We start from the raw sequence: 17,133 nt of genomic DNA, 5'->3' as shown, positions 1-17,133 counted from the left end.
TACGAGGGCGTCGTTCAACCGTCCGGCCGCTTTCGGGGACTGTCGGCGTGAATTTTCAGGGTTCTCGTGAAATCCTCCACCGAGCTACGTTTCCTTCCCGAGGTAGTGATACAGGATTGGTGCGAGGACGACGGCCGGTACGCTCCCGAAGAGAATCGGCGCGATTCCCGTCGGGTCCGGGGCGAACAGAAACCCGACGCTGAATCCGACGAAGAGCGCGAGGATGACGGAGAGGGCGGCGTGGTCGGAACGCATGACCGAATCTTGTTGAATCTATTTGATAAGTTTGGCGAAAACAGAACTCCGCCCGAAACGGTCGGCAACAACGCACTTCCGCCCGGTCGCCGTTGGCCGATGCATGGCAACCATCGTCGCCGTCGAGGCTGACGGCGGAGCAGTGCTGGCCGGGGACCGACGACACACCGCGGGCGGGACCGTGGCCAGCGACGACAAGCGCCACGTCTTCGACTTCGGAGCGGTCGGCGCGGCCGCGGTGAGAGCGTCCGACGGCGTGGGAGAACCCGGCGGTGCAGGGGACGCCGAAACCACCGGGAGCGCCGGAGGAATCGACGAGTTCCGGCGCAGACTCGAAACCGAAGTCGAGTTCCACGAAACCGAACGCGGCGAGGCGATGGGCGTCACGCGACTCGCCACCGTCGCCAGTCGAATCGCCGACGACGAGGGCGTGGAGGCGGTCGTCGCGGGCCGCGACGACGACAAGAAAAACGATAGGCAGCCCCGAATCCGGGGTCTCCGGAGCGACGGGTCCATCCTCGGCGACAACGTGGCCGCCTTCGGGTCCGGCGCACAGTTGGCACTGGGGGTCCTCGAAGGCCGTGAGGAGGGGCTTTCGCTGGACGACGTGGCGGAACTCGCGCGCGAGGCCATCGACACCGCGGCCGACCGCGACACGGACACCGACACAGAAATCGATACCTATCGACTGGCCGACGACGACTGAGCGCCCCCTCGGTCGCTAGCCGGACCTCCTGCGCGTTGATTTAAGTAACTAGAGGAAGTAGTTCTGCGTGAACATGACACAAGTCGAAATCGAGTACTGCGTCCCCTGCGGGATGCTCGACCGGGCACAGGACGTACAGCACGCGCTCTTGGAGGAATACGGCGAACGCCTCGACTCGGTGGCCCTCGTGACTGGCGACAGCGGCGTCTTCGAGGTGCGCGCCGACGGCGAGACTATTTTCGACAAGGAAGAAGACGAGTTCGACATGGACGCCATCGTGGCGTCGGTCGGCGAGAGCGTGTCGGCGTCGGCCTGAGTCCGCGAGCGCCAGCGGTTACGCTCGCCCTGACGCCGCCGCCCGGTCGTCGGCACACGAAACCGAGTTGAAGATTTATCACTGACCCCGTGGTCTTCCCCCCGGAGGCTACGGAATGTATATCAGCCAGTACGGGAGTTATTTCGGAGTTACAGGTGTCGTCAGCGCCGACGGCAGGCACCGGTTGAACCGCGCGAGTGAGGGGTCGAGATGAAACTGGCGATGGTCGGATTCGGGCAGGCCGGTGGCAAAATCGTGGACAAGTTCATCGAGTACGACCGACGCACCGGCGGCGAGGCGGTGCGCTCGGCCGTCGCGGTCAACACCGCGAAGGCCGACCTCGCGGGTCTCGACTACGTTCCCGAGGAGAATCAGGTTCTCATCGGCCAATCGCGGGTGAAAGGCCACGGTGTCGGCGCGGACAACGAGCTGGGCGCGGAAATCACTGAGGAGGACATCGACGAGGTGCAGGGCGCGGTGGATAACGTACCCATCCACGACATCGACGCCTTCCTCATCGTCGCGGGGATGGGCGGCGGCACGGGGTCAGGCGGCGCGCCAGTCTTGGCGAAGTATCTCAAGCGCATCTACACCGAACCGGTGTACGGTCTCGGCGTCCTCCCCGGCAGAGACGAGGGCGGCATCTACACGCTGAACGCCGCGCGGTCGTTCCAGACGTTCGTCCGCGAGGTGGACAACCTGCTCGTCTTCGACAACGACGCGTGGCGCGAGGCGGGCGAGAGCGTCGGGTCGGGCTACGACCGCATCAACGAGGAAATCGTTCGGCGGTTCGGCATCCTCTTCGGCGCGGGCGAGGTCTCGGGCGACGACGAAGTCGGCGAGAGTGTCGTGGACTCCAGCGAGATTATCAACACGCTCGACACCGGCGGCGTCTCGACCATTGGGTACGCCGAAGAGAGCGTCGAGAACCCCTCTGGGGGCCTGCTCTCGCGGTTTAAGAGCAACGGCACCGAGGAAGTGGACTCGACGCACGCGACTAACCGCATCACGAGTCTGGTTCGAAAGGCCGCACTCGGACGACTCACCCTTCCCTGCGAGATAGACAGCGCCGAGCGGTCGCTGTTGGTCGCCAGCGGGCCGCCCGAGTACCTGAACCGCAAGGGCGTCGAGAAGGGCCGCAAGTGGCTCGAAAATCAGACCGGGTCGATGGAGGTCCGGGGCGGCGACTACCCGGTCGGCGGCGCGGAGCAGGTCGCCGGGGTCGTCCTGCTGTCCGGCGTCTCGCAGGTCCCGCGTGTCGAGGAGCTACAGGAGGTGGCCGTCGAGACGCAGGACAATATCGACGAGATTCGGTCTCAGAGCGACGAAAGTACGACCGACCTCATCGAGGACGAGGACGGCGAGTTGGACCCGCTGTTCTGAGTCGTCGCTTCTGCGTGATTTCGGGCTACTCGCCGCCGTTTCCGGTGGCGTCGTCGGACCGTTTCTCGTCGCGCTCTCCTTCGCCCAGCACTTCGAAGACGATGACGCCGTCGTTCTCGAAGACGGTCCGGTACGTCGGCGAGAGGTGCATCGACATCGCCAGTTTGCTCGTGCGCTGGTACTGCATCCCCCGAACCGTGAACGTGCCTTTCGGCAGGTAGATGTAGTCCGGGCGCACGCCCTCGTTCGAAAGCGTCTGTGACATGCACTGGGCGCTGTTGCACGAGGACACGTCCTGGAAGAGGTCCAACTGTCGGGTGTACGGTTCGTGGCCCTTCCACTCGACGCCCCACGGCCCGACCAGCATCGTCCGGTGGGTCTGCTGTGGGAACCACTCGGCGGCGTCGCCCTGCACGACGAACGTCGCGCTTGAGGCGGTGTTTCGCTCGGCCCACTCCATCGCCTCCACGTCGTCGTGGTCGATGAACTGCGGGAGCGATGGACTCCCGGCGTGGGCGTCCACGTCGCCCGTCGCGTACATCGCGCCCCCGGCCAGCCCCACCGTCGCTATCAGGACGAGCGCGGCCGTGACCGCCCCGCGGCGACCCACGCGGAACCGGGACTGCGCGTCGAGTCGCGCGCCGACGAACTCCAGCAGGAAGACGGCGGTGATGAACGACCCGACGAGCATCGAGAAGCGGGCCTTTCCGACGACGACGGTGACCGCGACGAACCAGACCGGGAGGAAGAACCGCCGCTCGTTCAGGAGGTAGACGATTCCCAGAAGCGGCACCACCGACAGCACGCTCCCGACGAAGAGGCTCTGGAGGTCGATGTGGAGGAGTGCCGACAGCGACGGGACGCCGCCGCCGATGCCGCCGTGGGTGCCCGCCGCGCCGGTGAACACGTCGATGCCGTGGTGAGCCATTACCTGCGTCCACCACGGCGCGGCCAGCAGGATACCGCCGACCCCGACCACCGCGCCGCGCGCGAGTCCCCAGAGCGTGCGGTCGAAGTGGAGGTAGAGCAGGACGTACGACAGCGCGAAGAAGACGGTGTACACCGGGTGGGTCAGCACCGTCAGCGTGAACAGCGCGAGCGAGGGGACGACCCACCGCTGGTCGCGGTCGCGGTAGAGGCGCAGTCCGGCGTAGATGCCCGCAAGCGAGAACAGGAACGCCGGTGCCCGGACGATGCCGCCCGCCGAGATGTGCCACTGCAAGAGCGGCGGACTCACCGCGGCGACGAGACTGGTCAGGGCCGCCTGCGGGCGCGAACCCAGTAACTCGCGGGCGAACAGGTAGAGCGGAACGAGATACGCCAGCGTCACGACGCCCGGCAGGAACCGGGAGATGGCGATGGGGTCGAGACCGGTCAGGTCGCCTATCGCCGCGACGACGTAGAACATCAAGGGTGGGTAGGCAAAGGGGACGCCGCCCTCCGTGTAGTGGGGAATCGTCTCGGGGAGCGCGTACCCAGCCTCCGAGATGCGCTCGGCGATGAGGAGATACAGGCCCGCCCCGAACGAAGGGTAGGAGTGCGAGCGCAGGTAGACGTAGAACAGTACGACTCCGGACAGGAACGCGGGCGCGAGCCAGAGCACGTCGCGTTTCCACTGCTGGTCGCGTACCGTCGTCTCGTGTGATACGTTCTGCTCGGTCATAGAGGACTCCCCGCGTCCAACCGGACGCTGGTCTTGCCCTCCGTTGTGTTCGGGGGTCCTTTGTTATCCAGTGGCTATTCGGGTCGGGGTGGTCGGTGGCGAGACCGCGTTCGTCGTTACCGCTCGCGGGCGACGTTCAATCGCGGCTTTCGACGCGAAGGGGTCAACGCGACGGCCCGATTCGAGCGATTGCGCGCAACGCGCAATCGCCCGGTAAGTGGTAGATACCACTCGTAGCGGAGCGCGTCGGCGGGGCTACTCGTACCGGAACCCGGCGGTGAGACTACTCGTACCGAAGCGCGTCGATGGGGTCGGTGTGGGCCGCGTCCCACGCCGGGTAGAGTCCGGCGAGGACGCCGACGAGGACGCCGACGACCACCGACGCGACGAACCAGATGGGTTGGAAGGCCAGCGGCAGTCCGATGGCTTGGGCACCGGCGTAGCCGCCAGCAATGCCGACGACCGCGCCGAGCGCCGACCCGAGGACGCCGAGCATCACGGCCTCGACGAGGAACAACTGGAGCACGTCGCGGTTCTGCGCGCCGACCGCCTTCATGATGCCGATTTCGCGGGTCCGCTCGGTGACGGAGACGAGCATGATGTTGGCGATGCCGATGGACCCCACGATGAGCGAAATGACCGCGATGCCGGTGATGTAGGCGGTAAACGTGCTGGTCAACTGCCGGACCTGCCCGATTATCTGGTCCTGCGTCGTTACCTCGAACTGGTAGGACTGGGTCTTGAGTCGCCGGGCGTCCGACTCCTGCCCGAGATAGTTGTAGACCTGTCCCTGCACGGCATCGACCTGACCGGGCGAGTCGGCCTTGACCAGAATTCGGCCGTAGACCAACTGCTGGCGCTGCAGCGTCGGACTCAACGACGTTCGCAGGTAGTACGATTCGGCGGGCGCGTAGATTTGGGGTTGCGCGCCACTCCGACTGAACCCGAGGACTTCGCCGCCGCCCGTCGCTTCCACGATTCCGACCACCGTCGCGTTCAGTCGCTGGCCGCCCGCCGCCCGCGTGAACGAGATGTTCGACCCGACCGTCACGTTGTCGCCGAACATGCGGGTGGCCGGTCGGTTCAACACGACCTCGCGCTCGCCCGTCTCGAACGGTCGCCCCGAGAGAAACTGGATGTTCCGAACCGCGAAGTACCCCGGCGAGGAGACCGTGACGAACTGCCGCCCGACACTGGAATTGTTGTACGTCACCGACGAGGCGGCGATGCCGCTCTCCGGGACCGCGATTTCGACGCCGGAGAGCTGTCGTATCTGTGCCACGTCGTGCTGAGTGAAGACGACGGAGCCGCCGCCCCCGCCGAGCGACGGGATGCGACTGTCGCCCGGCGACTGGGCGGTCACGTACATCGTCGCGGCGTTGCCACCAGCGACGGTGCTGACGATGTCCTGCTGGAGACTCGCGCCCAGCGTGACGAACGTGATGACCGCCGCGACGCCGATGATGACGCCGAGTGTCGTCAGCGTCGAACGAAGCTTGTGCTCGCGGATGTTTCGCCAACTGATTCGTGCGCCCTCGATGATATCCATCGTGTTGTCTCGGTTCTCCGACCGCCCGCCGTTCTGTGACGGGATTCCATCTCCGAGGACGACGGCGAGTAGCAAAAACCCCCGAACCGAAATGCCGCGTTACCGGCGGTTTAAGCGGTGCCAAAGGCATTCCCGTGAGAAGCGCGACCGTGAAGCGTTTCCCCGAAGCTACAACCTGTTGGGCGACGAACCACCAACGTCATGAATAGAACCAATCCCGCCACTGGCGAATCGCTCGAACCGATTTCCGACGACTCCGCAGAGGACGTGGAGGCCGCGCTCGACCGGGCCACCGAGACCTTCGAGGAGTGGAAAGACGTGCCCATCAGGAAGCGCCAGCAACTGCTAGAGAACGCCGCCGACGTGCTTCGAGCAGACGAAGAGGAGTTCGCCGAACTGATGACCAGAGAGATGGGCAAGACGCTGGCGTCGGCCCGCTCGGAGGTCCAGAAGTGCGCATGGGTCTGTGACTACTACGCCGAGAACGCCGCCGACTTCCTCCAGACCGAGCGTCGGCCCGGTCCCGCCCACGCCGAGACGACGGTCTCCTACGAACCGCTCGGGCCGATTCTGGCGGTTATGCCGTGGAACTTCCCGTTCTGGCAGGTGTTCCGGTTCGCCGCACCCCATCTGACCGCGGGCAACGTCGGCCTGCTCAAGCACGCCTCGAACGTACCGGGGTGCGCCGAGGCGATTCAGGAGGTCTTCGAGCGAGCGGGCTATCCCGACGGCGTCTTCCAGAGTCTCATCATCCACTCCGACGAGGCCGAACAGGTCATCGAGGACGACCGCGTGCGGGCGGTCACGCTCACGGGGAGCGCCCGCGCAGGTCGTTCCGTGGCGAAAACGGCGGGCGAGAACCTGAAGAAGTCGGTCCTCGAACTCGGCGGGTCAGACCCCTTCGTCGTGCTGGACGACGCGGACCTTGACGCGGCCGCGGAGACCGGCGCGACGGCCCGGACTATCAACGCCGGACAGTCCTGTATCGCGGCCAAGCGCTTCGTCGTCCACACCGACGTGTACGACGAGTGGGTCGAGAAGTTCGTCGCCGAGATGGACGACCTGACGGTCGGCGACCCGACCGACGCCGACACCGACCTCGGACCGCAGGCCCGCGAGGACCTGCTGGAGACGCTTCACGAGCAGGTCGAGCGGACCGTCGAGGCGGGCGCGACGCTCGAACTCGGCGGCGAACCGCTCGACCGGGAGGGCTTTTACTACCCGCCAACCGTGCTGACCGACGTGCCCCGCGATTCGGCCGCGGCCTGTGAAGAAGTGTTCGGCCCTGTCGCGGCGGTCTTCGAAGTCGAGAGCGAGGAAGCGGCCATCGAATTGGCCAACGACACCCACCTCGGTCTCGGCGCGTCGGTCTGGACGCAGGACGTAGAGCGCGGCGAGCGTATCGCCCACCACATCGACGCTGGCTGTGCCTTCGTCAACGAACTCGTGAAGTCCGACCCCAGAGTCCCCTTCGGCGGCGTGAAAGACTCGGGCTACGGCCGCGAACTGGCCGAACACGGCATCGAGGAGTTCGTGAACAAGAAGACGGTGTGGGTGCAGGAGACCGACGCGAGCGAGGAGGACGTGGACGTGACCACCGAGTAGTTCGACCTACTCGCGCCGTCGCTCGCGCATCTCGCCGACCGGCAGGCCGAGCATCCCGACGAGTAGCGCCCCGGCGGTCCCGAGCGTGAGGGTGTCGCTAAGACCCGACGCGACGAACGCGTGCGGGGAAAGTGTCCTGTCGTCGCGCTCTCGATTTCGGCGTCGTTCATCATGAACCCGCCGTCGCCCGTGGCGACGACGTTCGAGTCCCGCGACGAGAACCGCTGCGGTGTTCATCGACCCGGAGTACGAGGTCCGACCTCGTAGGGCTGATTGCGGACTTCCTGTCCGCTCGCTCGGCGAGAAGGGTTCGCACACCGGCCGAAAATTTATCCCGGATAGCGAACAAGAACCGGTCACGGTCGTACGATGCTCTCTCTCCTCACCCGTTGACCGGACGCCCGTCCGCGGCCGCGAGTCGGAAATTCGCCCGCAGTCTCCTTCGCACTGCATTCGTCGTCATCAACGCCGCCCGCGCCGTCATCGATGCCGCCTCGTCGCGCTCGCAGGGCGTCGTCCGGTTCGGTCCGTGACGCAGTCGCCGCACAGCGACCGCCTCGGAATCAGTCGGGGTACCGACGAGTAACCGTCCGCGACCCAGTCGCGGGACCGCAGGAAACCGAACCCATGCAATCAAAAGACCATTCATCGCACGACCGAGACAGCGCGAATTGCTCACGAACCGACGCCGCCGACTCAGCGACGACCTCCGCCAGCAGACGGACCGCAGTCGTCGCCGAGCGAACAACCGACGAAGCGCCTGACACGACCGAAATTCGAAAGTTAACAGAAGCCGCGGGCTACGAAGTCGTCGCCGAGCGCACCCAGACTCGGCCGCCGGACCCCGCGCTCCAGTTCGGCCGGGGGAAGGCCGAGGAGTTGGCCGAGACGGTCGCCGAGACCGACGCGAGCGCCGTGGTCTTCGACAACGACCTCACGCCGACCCAGACGGTCGAACTGGCGCGGCTGTGTCCCGACGGAACCGAGGTGCTGGACCGCCACCGACTCGTCCTCGACATCTTCGGAGAGCAGGCCGGGAGCGAGCGCGCGAGTCTACAGGTCGAGCGCGCGACGCTGGCCTACGACCTCCCCCGGATTCGGGAGCAAATCACCCGCGAACTCGCGGGCGAAAACCTCGCTCACGACGAGCAGGGCGGCCAGCGCGTCCGCGACGTGGAACGGCGAATCGACGAGGTGGACCGGAAACTCGCCGAACTGGGCGACGACGCCGCGGTGCGCCGCGAGCGCAGGCGCGAGGAGGGCTTCGAGTTCGTCGCGCTGGCGGGGTACACCAACGCCGGGAAGTCCACGCTCCTGCACCGCCTCGCCGACGACCTCGATTTCGAGGCTCAGGACTATGACGATGGCGGCGGCGACCTCGACGGCACCGCCGAAATCGAGGACCGACTGTTCAAGACCCTCGACACGACGACTCGCCGGGCGACCGTCGAGGGCCGCCGAACGCTCGTCACCGACACCGTGGGGTTCGTGGACGATCTACCCCACGAACTGGTCAAGTCGTTCCACGGCACGCTCTCGGCGACCGAATCGGCCGACTGCGCGGTAGTCGTCGCCGACGCCAGCGACGCGCCCGCCGACCTCCGCCGGAAACTCGCCACCAGTTTCGACCTACTCGCGGACGCGAGGGGCACGGTCGTCGTGGCGCTGAACAAGTCCGACCTGCTCGATAGCGACGAACTCGCCGAGTGCGAAAGGGTAGTCGCGGAGGTCGCGGAGAACGCAGAATCAGTCGAAGTGGCCGACTCGCTCGCGGTCAGCGCGGTCGAAGGCCGAAACCTCGACGCGCTCGAAGCGCGCGTCGCCGACGCCCTGCCGGACCTGCGCGAGACCGAACTCGTCCTGCCGAACGGCGACGACGCGATGAGCCTGGTCTCGTGGCTCTACGACCGCGCGAACGTCGAAGACGTGCGCTACCGGGGCGACGAGGTGGAAGTCGCGTTCGCGGCGAAGGAAGCGGTGATCGAGAAAGCGAAATCGAGGGCACGAGACCTCTAGAGGGCGTCGGCCAGCGGCGCGAGCGCGTCGTTGTCTGCGAGGGTCCGGAGCGACGACTTCGGCAGTTCGTCGCGGGGCCGTATCAGCGTCGGCGCTTCGGGACCGGGACGCATAAATCTCGATCAGAGGAAGCGACTGTACTTACAGGCCGAAAACCGGAGTTCGCTCCCGCGGGCGGTCAACACGCCGTCTCGACACTTCGGACAGCGAGTAACCGAGGTCACGCCGGTGCGCTCGCCGTTCGCCGCGACCGCCCGGCGGAGCCACCGGAGTTCGTCTTCCAGTCGCTCGATTCGGGTTTCCAGTTCACGCATGCGCTTGACGCGGCGTCGCGGAGACCGCCCTTCGGGTGCGTTGGTAGTCACGAGTTATCACACGCTCTGCTACGCCGGGAGTCGTCCTAACCGTTGCTCTACCTGCTGTTCGGCTTGGAGGTCGCCGGACTCGGCGAGCGAGCGCCGACCGAAGAGTTGACCGAGACCCCACGCGAACGTGGGTTCATGACCGACGACCTGCTCGAACTCGACGGCGCGGCCGGGGGCGGCCAACTGCTCCGGACCGCGCTCTCGCTCTCGATGGTCGCCGACCGACCGTTCCGGATGGTGAACATCCGGAGCGACCGCCCGACGCCGGGTCTCAAGCCACAGCACCTCGCGGCGGTCCGGGCCGCGGCGCGACTCTGCGACGCCGAAGTCGAGGGCGGCGAACAGGGGACCGAGGAACTGACCTTCCGGCCGGGGTCGCCGACCGGGGGCGAACTATCGGTGGACATCGGAACCGCGGGGAGCGTCACCCTGCTGTTCGACGCGCTCCTGCCGGTCGCGCTCCGACTCGACCGGCCGCTGGCGGTCACCGCAACCGGCGGGACCGACGTGAAGTGGTCGCCGACGACCGACCACTACCGCCGGGTCAAACTCCCGCTGGTGCGAGAGACGGGCGTCCTCGCCACCGTCGAGCGCGACCGCCCCGGCTTCTACCCGGCGGGCGGCGGCGAGGCGACGCTGTGGCTCGCGCCCGCCTCGCGCTCGGACCTGCGCGAACTCGACCTGACCGAACGGGGCGACCTCACTGGCGTCCGCATCCTCTCGACGGCGTCTGCCGACCTCGCGGACGCGGATGTGGCCGAGCGGCAGGCCGCGAGCGCGGCCAAGCGCCTGCGCGAGGCCGAGAGCGTTCCCGACGAAATTTCCGTCACCGAGCGCACCGTCTCGTCGGTCGAAAGCGCCTCGCCGGGGTCCGCGCTCGCGGTCGTGTTGAACTACGAGGAGACGACCGCAGGGTTCGACGCGCTCGGCGAGCAAGGGAAAGCCGCCGAGCGCGTCGGCAACGAGGCGGCCGAACGGGCGCTCGCGTTTCTGGAACGGGGTGCCGACCGCGCCGGATGCGCCGCGTCCGGCGCGGTCGATTCAGTCGATTCGCCCGCCGAGGCGGGTGCGACTCCGGCGGTCGATTCCCACACCGCCGACCAACTCGTCGTCTTCCTCGCGCTGGCCGGGGGCCAGATAGCGATTCCGGAGGTGACAAACCACGTCGAGACCTGCGTCGCCCTCGTGAACGAGTTCGGCTACTCGGTCGCAATCGAGGAGCGCGGCGGCGACCGGCCGCCGCTGTTGACCGCGCCGGGACAGTGACGGAACTCAGACGCGAGCGCGGACTCATCGAACGCGGCGGTAGTCGTACTGCCCGCGGACGTTCTCGTGGAAGTACGACCCGTGAGAGCGGGCGCTCAGAAACGCCTCGTACGTCGAGTGGGCCACCTCGGCGTACCGATAGATGCCGCCGCTCTGGAACTCGATTTCGAGCGCCTTCTCCTCGTCGTCGTAGCCGATGGACCGGATGGAACTCGACGCGACGGGCGTCCGGGTCTCGGCGACGCACGCCAGTTGCTCGTAGGGGACGTAGCCGACGACCCGGTCGGCGTACGAGAGGACGACGCCGTTGCGGCCCTCCTCCAGTTCGTCGCACTCGATTCGCTCGCCTCCGAGCGTGATGGCCTTCATACCGGGCGTACGACGCCGAGCAGTTCAATTCGTCGGCCGAACGAGAAGAAAGAGAAGGAGAACGAAAAGCACAAACAGAACGAGGAGGTCGGCGGGCAGTACACCTACGCCTCTCGCGCGCCTATCGGACACTCATGCCCAAAGTCTACAGCGAGTACGATGGTGGCGCGGACGTACAGTACGCCGGTTGCATCGAGTGCGAAACGGTCATCGACCTGTTCGAGACCCATCCGATGTTCGAAGACGAGAGCGTCTCGGAGGTCGGCGACGTTGCCGTCCGGACGTATCATTTCTGTAGCGACGACTGTCTGGGCCGGTGGAAGCGCCAGCGCGACAGTGGCCAGTGAGGACAGCGAGAGAAAGCGAACGCGATTCTCAGGCGATGCGGCGTCTGACGCCGTTCGAGATTCGCCTGCGGTTGTAGAGGAGTTCGCCGAGAGTCCACACGACCAACAGGAGTCCGGCGACGACCGCGCCAACGAAGTCCCACGGACCCATCCAAACCGGTCGGACCCACGGCGCTATCTTCGACCACTGGGTGGCGAACGACCCGACCGGTTCGGAGACGGGCGTTCCGGCGAACGCGGCGGTCAGCCACTGCGAGAAGGTCAGTTTGTCGCCGGTACCGGGCGTGAGACCCGCGCTCCCGGTGAGGTCGTAGTCGCCTTCCGCGTTCTGGTCGGCGGCGGTGGGCCGGTCGTCGGTGCCCATCGCCTCGTCGCCGTAGGTCATGCGCTCTACGTCGTAGGGTGCCCACGGCGAGTAGAACTCCCAGACGATTTCGCCCTGGGAGTTGACTTCGAGGACGCGGTGGTTGTTCGAGTCCACGATGAGGGTGTTGCCGTTGGGCAGGCGGTCGGCGTCGCGGGGCCAGTTGAAGCTCTGGCGCGACCCGACCTCCCACGTCCGCTTCCAGTCGGCGTCTTCACCGCCGCGCTTGGCGTACTCGACCACGCGGTCGCCGTGGCTGTCGGCGACGAGGATGGTCGGTGTCCCGTTGTCACTCTCCATGTAGGTCGGGTTGTGCTGTTCGTTCATCACGCTGTAGTCGTCGTCGCTCCCGAGGCGCATGTCGATAGCCTTCGTGGAGCGGTTGACGACCATCACTTGGTCCATGTTCCGGGGCGAGAGGAGATACTGGCTCTCGGCGATTTTGTCCACGTCGTTGACGTGGGTCCAGTCGGAGTTCTTCGCTTTCTCGGCGGCGAAGGTGCCGCCCTGCTTTTTCGTCCAGTCAGTGTGGTCGCGGAACTGCCACTCCCAGACGACTTCGTCGGTCCCGCGGTCGTAGATGAAGATTCGGTCCTCGTTGACGTCGTCCTCGGGGTCGTAGTTGCGCATGTTGGCGACGAGCAACTGGTCGCCGTTGATGAGGTCAACGTCGTGGGTGTCGTGGGCCTCGTCGAAGCGCTCTCTCCAGACGATTTCGTCGGCCTGCGGGTCGTACTCGTAGATGGTCGTCCCGCCTTTGCGGGTGCCAGTGACGAGGAGGTTACTCCCGTTGACCGGGTCCACGTCGTAGAACCACGTCACGTCGAGTTCGGACCCCTCGTGAATCCACTGCACGTCGCCGCGGGGACCGACGCCGACGAGACGGGCGGGCTTCTTACCGTTCGCTTGTCCTTGGAACTTGAAACCCTGAATGGAGATGACCGTCGTCCCGTTCGCGGGTGATTCGATAGTTCCCTTCTGGAGGTCCGTATCGCTCGGTTCGTGTGTGAGGGCGGAGACCGCGGAGGGGGCGAGCAGCGAGGCAACGACCAACAGCACCACGCCGCGTACCAACCAAGGCCGCGAGAGTCGCAACTTCGACTCGTTCGACATACAACCGCAATACAGTCAGCCGAGATATATGGGTTTTGTCCTCTTTCCCGCAGATGGCGCGGGTAAACTAAGTAACGTCAGCGGGGATACCGTCCGGACTAGATTTAAGCCGACCGCTGTCGGGGTCCACGCGGGGAGATGTTTCGAGATAGAACCGACGCCGGGCGACAACTCGCCGAATTACTCGACGACTACGACGTGACCGCCGACGTAGTGCTGGGGATACCGCGGGGCGGTCTCCCGGTCGCGCGCGCTGTCGCCGACGCCCTCGGGGTTCCCTTGGACGTGGTGGTCGCGTCGAAAATAGGCGCACCGAACAACCCGGAACTCGCGGTCGGCGCGGTGGCCAGCGACGGATCAATCTGGCGAAACGACGACCTCATCGACCGCCTCGGGGTGGACGACGAGTACGTCGAGCGCGAACGCGACTCGGAGACCGAGACCGCACGGACGAAACTGGAACGGTACCGCGGCACCGACGAACTCCCGGATGTACAGGGCAGGCGCGTAGTCATGGTGGACGACGGACTTGCCACGGGCGCGACGACCATCGCGGCGCTCCGGCAGGTGAGGGCCGCGGGCGCGAGCCACGTCGTCCTCGCCGTGCCGGTGGGGTCGCCCGACGCCGTCGAGCGACTGCGGGCCGAGACCGAGGAGGTCGTCGCCGTCGAGACGCCGCCGCACTTCGGCTCGGTTGGGACGTTCTACGAGTCGTTCAAGCAGGTCTCCGACGAGGAGGCGATGTCGTACCTCGAACGCTGAGTCCGCCGAGACGCGAGCGCGTCTCGGCAGAGCGCTCACCGAGTCAGAGACACTCTTCCCGAAGCCAGAATTGTATGAGTTTCAAAATACTGCTTTCGGAGAGAAACCGGACCTAAAGTTCGAGTATAGGTGGCTTAAGAGTCGCTAAGACGGAGTTTCGACGCCGACACTTGCCGGACCGATTTCGGCCGGAATTGCCGCGTTTGCGTGCAAGATATTCACACGACGCCGAAACCTTTAAGTCTGTTCTGGCCTTACTCGTAGTTAGGAAGCGAGGCCGGAGTATTCTTTCTCCGCTCCGAGCCTCACCCATCCACCCCATCATGACGAGTACACGCATCCAGAGCTACGACGAACAGACCAGCGTAACTGAACCGGAGCGAACCGACGAGGCCGAGACCGAACGCGAGGACGAACAGGTATGCCCCGAGTGTGGCGGCGCGGTCACCGCCGACGAGGAACACGGCGAGACAGTCTGTAGCGAGTGCGGTCTCGTCGTCGAAGAGGACAACGTGGACCGCGGCCCGGAGTGGCGAGCGTTCGACTCCAGCGAGAAGGACGAGAAGTCCCGCGTCGGCGCGCCGACGACCAAGATGATGCACGACAAGGGTCTCTCGACCAACATCGGCTGGCAGAACAAGGACGCCTACGGCAACTCCCTCGGAAGCAAGCAGCGCCAGAAGATGCAGCGGCTTCGCAAGTGGAACGAGCGCTTCCGCACGCGTGACAGCAAGGAGCGCAACCTCAAGCAGGCGCTCGGCGAAATCGACCGGATGGCCTCCGCGCTCGGTCTCCCCGAGGACGTACGCGAGACGGCGTCGGTCATCTATCGGCGCGCGCTCGACGAGGACCTCCTTCCGGGCCGCTCCATCGAAGGCGTCGCCACCAGCGCGCTCTACGCCGCGGCCCGGCAGACCGGGACGCCCCGGTCCATCGACGAGGTGGCCAACGTCAGCCGAATCGACGAGATGGAGTTCAAGCGGACCTACCGCTACATCGTCCGCGAACTGAGCCTCCAGATTCAGCCCGCGGACCCCGAGCAGTACGTCGGCCGATTCGCCAGCGAACTCGGCATCTCCGACGAGGCGGAACGCCGCGCCCGCGAACTGCTCCGGACGGCCAAGCGACAGGGTCTCCACAGCGGCAAGTCGCCCGTGGGGCTGGCCGCCGCCGCGGTGTACGCCGGACCGCTCCTGACCAACGAGAAGGTCACGCAGGCCGAGGTCAGCGACGTGGCGCAGGTGAGCGAAGTGACGATTCGGAACCGCTACCACGAACTGCTCGAAGCCTCCGACGACGGCGTCGTCGCGGCCTAAGTCGGCCGTTTCTCGGCGTCGAATCGGCGACTAGCTTCCGCCACGCGGCCGGTCCGGTCGTTTAGACGAACTCGACGTTCTCGAACTGGAACCGGGTCCCGCCGCCGGTCCCGTCGGTGATTTCGACCGTCCACCCGTGGGCCTCGGCGATGCGCGCGACGATAGCCAGTCCGAGTCCCGTTCCGGATTCGGACGTAGTGTAGCCGGGGTCGAACACCGACTCGCGTTCGTCGTCCGGGATTCCCTGCCCGTCGTCCTCCACGTAGAAGCCGCGTCCGTCGAGTCGGCCGACCCTGACGGTCGTGACCCCGGCGTCCCTGTCCTCCGCGGTGAGCGCCGACCGACGGTCGGCCGGAGCGTCGTATTCCCCGGTATTTTCGGACGCTTCGGGGGACCCGTGTTCGACGGCATTTCTGAAGAGATTCTCGAAGACCCGTCGTAAACGGTCGGGGTCGGCCCGGATTCGACCGGCGTCGGCAGCGGTGAACTCGACCGCCTCGGACTCGACCATCCCCCAGCATTCCGTTGCGAGGTCGGCGAGAGAGACCGATTGGGTGTCCGAGACGGTTCGGCCCTCGCGGGCCAGCGTCAGCGTATCCTCGACGATGGACTCGATTCGGCCGAGCGCGTCGGCGACTACGCCAAGGTGTTCGCTATCGGACTCCTCACGGGCCAGCGACAGTCGCCCCTCGGCGACATTGAGCGGATTCCGCAGGTCGTGGGAGATGATGTCCGCGAACTCCTCGAATCGGTCGCGCTGTCGGGACAGTTCGGTCTCGCGCCACTCGCGTTCCAGTTCGTAACTGACCCAGTTGCCCATGAGTTCGACGAGCGTGATCTCCCAGTCCGAGAACGGGTCGCGCCGGGGTTCGTCGTTGTAGAAGCAGAACGTACCGTACACGTCTCCATCGACCAGTACCGGCGTCCCGACGTAACACTTGATGCCCTGCTCGGCGTAGCCCGCCCGGTCCGTGAGACCCGGCGCGTCCTCGGTGATGTCCGCCGCGACCAGCGTCTCCTCGGTGACGATTGCCCGTTCGCAATGGGTCTCGGCTAACGGTTGGGTGTCGCCCGGCCGGGCCTCTCCGTCGATGGGGTGAGCGAACTCGAAGACGTACTCGTCGTCCGTCACACGCGAGAGCGCGCCGTAGTCGGTGTCCAGCGCGTCGCTACCGATGGCCAACAGCGACTCGATTTTCTCCTCGAACGACGCCGACTTGTCCGCGATGACTCGGTAGACGCGCTGGAACACCTCGTCGCGTCGTCGCAGGTCGGCTTCGAGTCGCTTCCGCTCGCTGATATCTCGGAAGTAGACCGATAGTCCCGTCTCGGAGGGGTACACGTGAACGTCGAACCACGCGTCGAGCGGTTCGTAGCGCTCCTCGAAATTGACCGCCTTCTGGGCCGCCATCGCTTCGTGATACTTGTCGTAGAACCGCGTATCGACCGCTTCAGGGATGGTTTCCCAGATGGATTCGCCCTGGAGGTCATCGTTCGCCACCTCGGAAGCGGCCGCCGGACGGAGAATCCCTTCGGCGCGTTCGTTGACGTAGGTGAACCGCCACTCGTCGTCCAGCGCGAAGAAGGCGTCCGTCATCCTGTTGAGTATCTCTTCGTATTCTCTCATCCTGTGAAACTACTCGTTGTACCCCTTCTCATGTCCCACCCCTTTGTGGCTTTCGTGTAAATGTGTATTTTTCGTCACTTTTGTCGGCCGGGACGAGACCGGCGATACCTA

17 protein-coding genes are annotated in these 17,133 nt (G+C 65.8%); 9 read left to right on the top strand and 8 right to left on the bottom strand.

The window, feature by feature from the left end:
• Positions 1 to 84 precede the first annotated feature (84 nt).
• Positions 85 to 255 (bottom strand): hypothetical protein, encoded by a 171-nt coding sequence (locus tag EP007_RS17655; RefSeq protein ID WP_166035664.1) that lies wholly within the window; start codon positions 253 to 255, stop codon positions 85 to 87.
• A gap of 103 nt (positions 256 to 358) precedes the next feature.
• Here EP007_RS17655 and EP007_RS15640 point away from each other — a divergent pair, with 103 nt between their 5' ends.
• From EP007_RS15640 to EP007_RS15630, 3 genes are all read left to right on the top strand, one after another.
• Positions 359 to 961, top strand: a complete 603-nt coding sequence (locus EP007_RS15640; protein WP_128478707.1) for an Ntn hydrolase family protein — start codon at positions 359 to 361, stop codon at positions 959 to 961.
• A gap of 73 nt (positions 962 to 1,034) precedes the next feature.
• Entirely contained in the window at positions 1,035 to 1,277 is a 243-nt protein-coding gene (locus EP007_RS15635) for a SelT/SelW/SelH family protein (RefSeq protein WP_128478706.1), read from the top strand.
• 210 nt (positions 1,278 to 1,487) lie between these two features.
• Positions 1,488 to 2,660: a tubulin/FtsZ family protein gene (locus tag EP007_RS15630; RefSeq protein ID WP_128478705.1), complete on the top strand. Its 1,173-nt coding sequence runs from the start codon at positions 1,488 to 1,490 to the stop codon at positions 2,658 to 2,660.
• A gap of 25 nt (positions 2,661 to 2,685) precedes the next feature.
• Here the strand turns inward: EP007_RS15630 and EP007_RS15625 are convergent, their stop codons facing one another.
• Both EP007_RS15625 and EP007_RS15620 read right to left on the bottom strand, forming a co-directional pair.
• On the bottom strand, positions 2,686 to 4,323 hold the full coding sequence (locus tag EP007_RS15625; RefSeq protein WP_208023623.1) for an ArnT family glycosyltransferase: 1,638 nt from the start codon (positions 4,321 to 4,323) through the stop codon (positions 2,686 to 2,688).
• Between the two features lie 283 nt (positions 4,324 to 4,606).
• Positions 4,607 to 5,872, bottom strand: a complete 1,266-nt coding sequence (locus tag EP007_RS15620) for an ABC transporter permease (protein ID WP_128478704.1) — start codon at positions 5,870 to 5,872, stop codon at positions 4,607 to 4,609.
• Positions 5,873 to 6,073: 201 nt separating this feature from the next.
• Here EP007_RS15620 and EP007_RS15615 point away from each other — a divergent pair, with 201 nt between their 5' ends.
• Positions 6,074 to 7,477 carry an NAD-dependent succinate-semialdehyde dehydrogenase gene (locus tag EP007_RS15615; protein ID WP_128478703.1) on the top strand — a complete coding sequence of 468 codons (1,404 nt, stop codon included), beginning with the start codon at positions 6,074 to 6,076 and terminating at the stop codon, positions 7,475 to 7,477.
• 6 nt (positions 7,478 to 7,483) lie between these two features.
• Here the strand turns inward: EP007_RS15615 and EP007_RS15610 are convergent, their stop codons facing one another.
• Positions 7,484 to 7,714 (bottom strand): hypothetical protein, encoded by a 231-nt coding sequence (locus tag EP007_RS15610; protein WP_128478702.1) that lies wholly within the window; start codon positions 7,712 to 7,714, stop codon positions 7,484 to 7,486.
• A 390-nt stretch (positions 7,715 to 8,104) separates the two neighbouring features.
• On the opposite strand from EP007_RS15610, the gene hflX reads away from it, so the two are divergent.
• Positions 8,105 to 9,493: a GTPase HflX gene (gene hflX, locus EP007_RS15605; protein WP_128478701.1), complete on the top strand. Its 1,389-nt coding sequence runs from the start codon at positions 8,105 to 8,107 to the stop codon at positions 9,491 to 9,493.
• A gap of 122 nt (positions 9,494 to 9,615) precedes the next feature.
• Here hflX and EP007_RS15600 read toward each other — a convergent pair whose 3' ends face one another.
• The gene (locus tag EP007_RS15600; protein ID WP_128478700.1) at positions 9,616 to 9,807 is read right to left on the bottom strand and encodes a hypothetical protein; all 192 of its coding nucleotides are present in this window, start codon (positions 9,805 to 9,807) and stop codon (positions 9,616 to 9,618) included.
• A gap of 93 nt (positions 9,808 to 9,900) precedes the next feature.
• Here EP007_RS15600 and rtcA point away from each other — a divergent pair, with 93 nt between their 5' ends.
• The gene (rtcA, locus tag EP007_RS15595) at positions 9,901 to 11,124 is read left to right on the top strand and encodes an RNA 3'-terminal phosphate cyclase (protein ID WP_243700501.1); all 1,224 of its coding nucleotides are present in this window, start codon (positions 9,901 to 9,903) and stop codon (positions 11,122 to 11,124) included.
• Between the two features lie 24 nt (positions 11,125 to 11,148).
• Here rtcA and EP007_RS15590 read toward each other — a convergent pair whose 3' ends face one another.
• The gene (locus tag EP007_RS15590) at positions 11,149 to 11,493 is read right to left on the bottom strand and encodes a KTSC domain-containing protein (protein ID WP_128478699.1); all 345 of its coding nucleotides are present in this window, start codon (positions 11,491 to 11,493) and stop codon (positions 11,149 to 11,151) included.
• Positions 11,494 to 11,627: 134 nt separating this feature from the next.
• Between EP007_RS15590 and EP007_RS15585 the strand changes: the two genes are divergently transcribed.
• On the top strand, positions 11,628 to 11,840 hold the full coding sequence (locus EP007_RS15585) for a DUF7576 family protein (protein ID WP_128478698.1): 213 nt from the start codon (positions 11,628 to 11,630) through the stop codon (positions 11,838 to 11,840).
• Positions 11,841 to 11,868: 28 nt separating this feature from the next.
• Here EP007_RS15585 and EP007_RS15580 read toward each other — a convergent pair whose 3' ends face one another.
• A complete protein-coding gene (locus EP007_RS15580; protein ID WP_128478697.1) occupies positions 11,869 to 13,317 on the bottom strand; it encodes an arylsulfotransferase family protein in 1,449 nt (482 codons plus the stop codon).
• A 138-nt stretch (positions 13,318 to 13,455) separates the two neighbouring features.
• Here EP007_RS15580 and EP007_RS15575 point away from each other — a divergent pair, with 138 nt between their 5' ends.
• Positions 13,456 to 14,079 carry a phosphoribosyltransferase gene (locus EP007_RS15575; RefSeq protein WP_128478696.1) on the top strand — a complete coding sequence of 208 codons (624 nt, stop codon included), beginning with the start codon at positions 13,456 to 13,458 and terminating at the stop codon, positions 14,077 to 14,079.
• 323 nt (positions 14,080 to 14,402) lie between these two features.
• On the top strand, positions 14,403 to 15,395 hold the full coding sequence (locus EP007_RS15570; protein WP_128478695.1) for a transcription initiation factor IIB: 993 nt from the start codon (positions 14,403 to 14,405) through the stop codon (positions 15,393 to 15,395).
• A gap of 61 nt (positions 15,396 to 15,456) precedes the next feature.
• Here EP007_RS15570 and EP007_RS15565 read toward each other — a convergent pair whose 3' ends face one another.
• Positions 15,457 to 17,022, bottom strand: a complete 1,566-nt coding sequence (locus EP007_RS15565; protein WP_128478694.1) for a GAF domain-containing sensor histidine kinase — start codon at positions 17,020 to 17,022, stop codon at positions 15,457 to 15,459.
• Positions 17,023 to 17,133 lie beyond the last annotated feature (111 nt).

It is taken from the genome of Halorussus pelagicus, assembly GCF_004087835.1.
Taxonomy (GTDB): domain Archaea; phylum Halobacteriota; class Halobacteria; order Halobacteriales; family Haladaptataceae; genus Halorussus; species Halorussus pelagicus.
The sequence above is the reverse complement of the archived record's forward strand: the minus strand, read 5'-3'. Positions and strand labels throughout refer to the sequence as shown.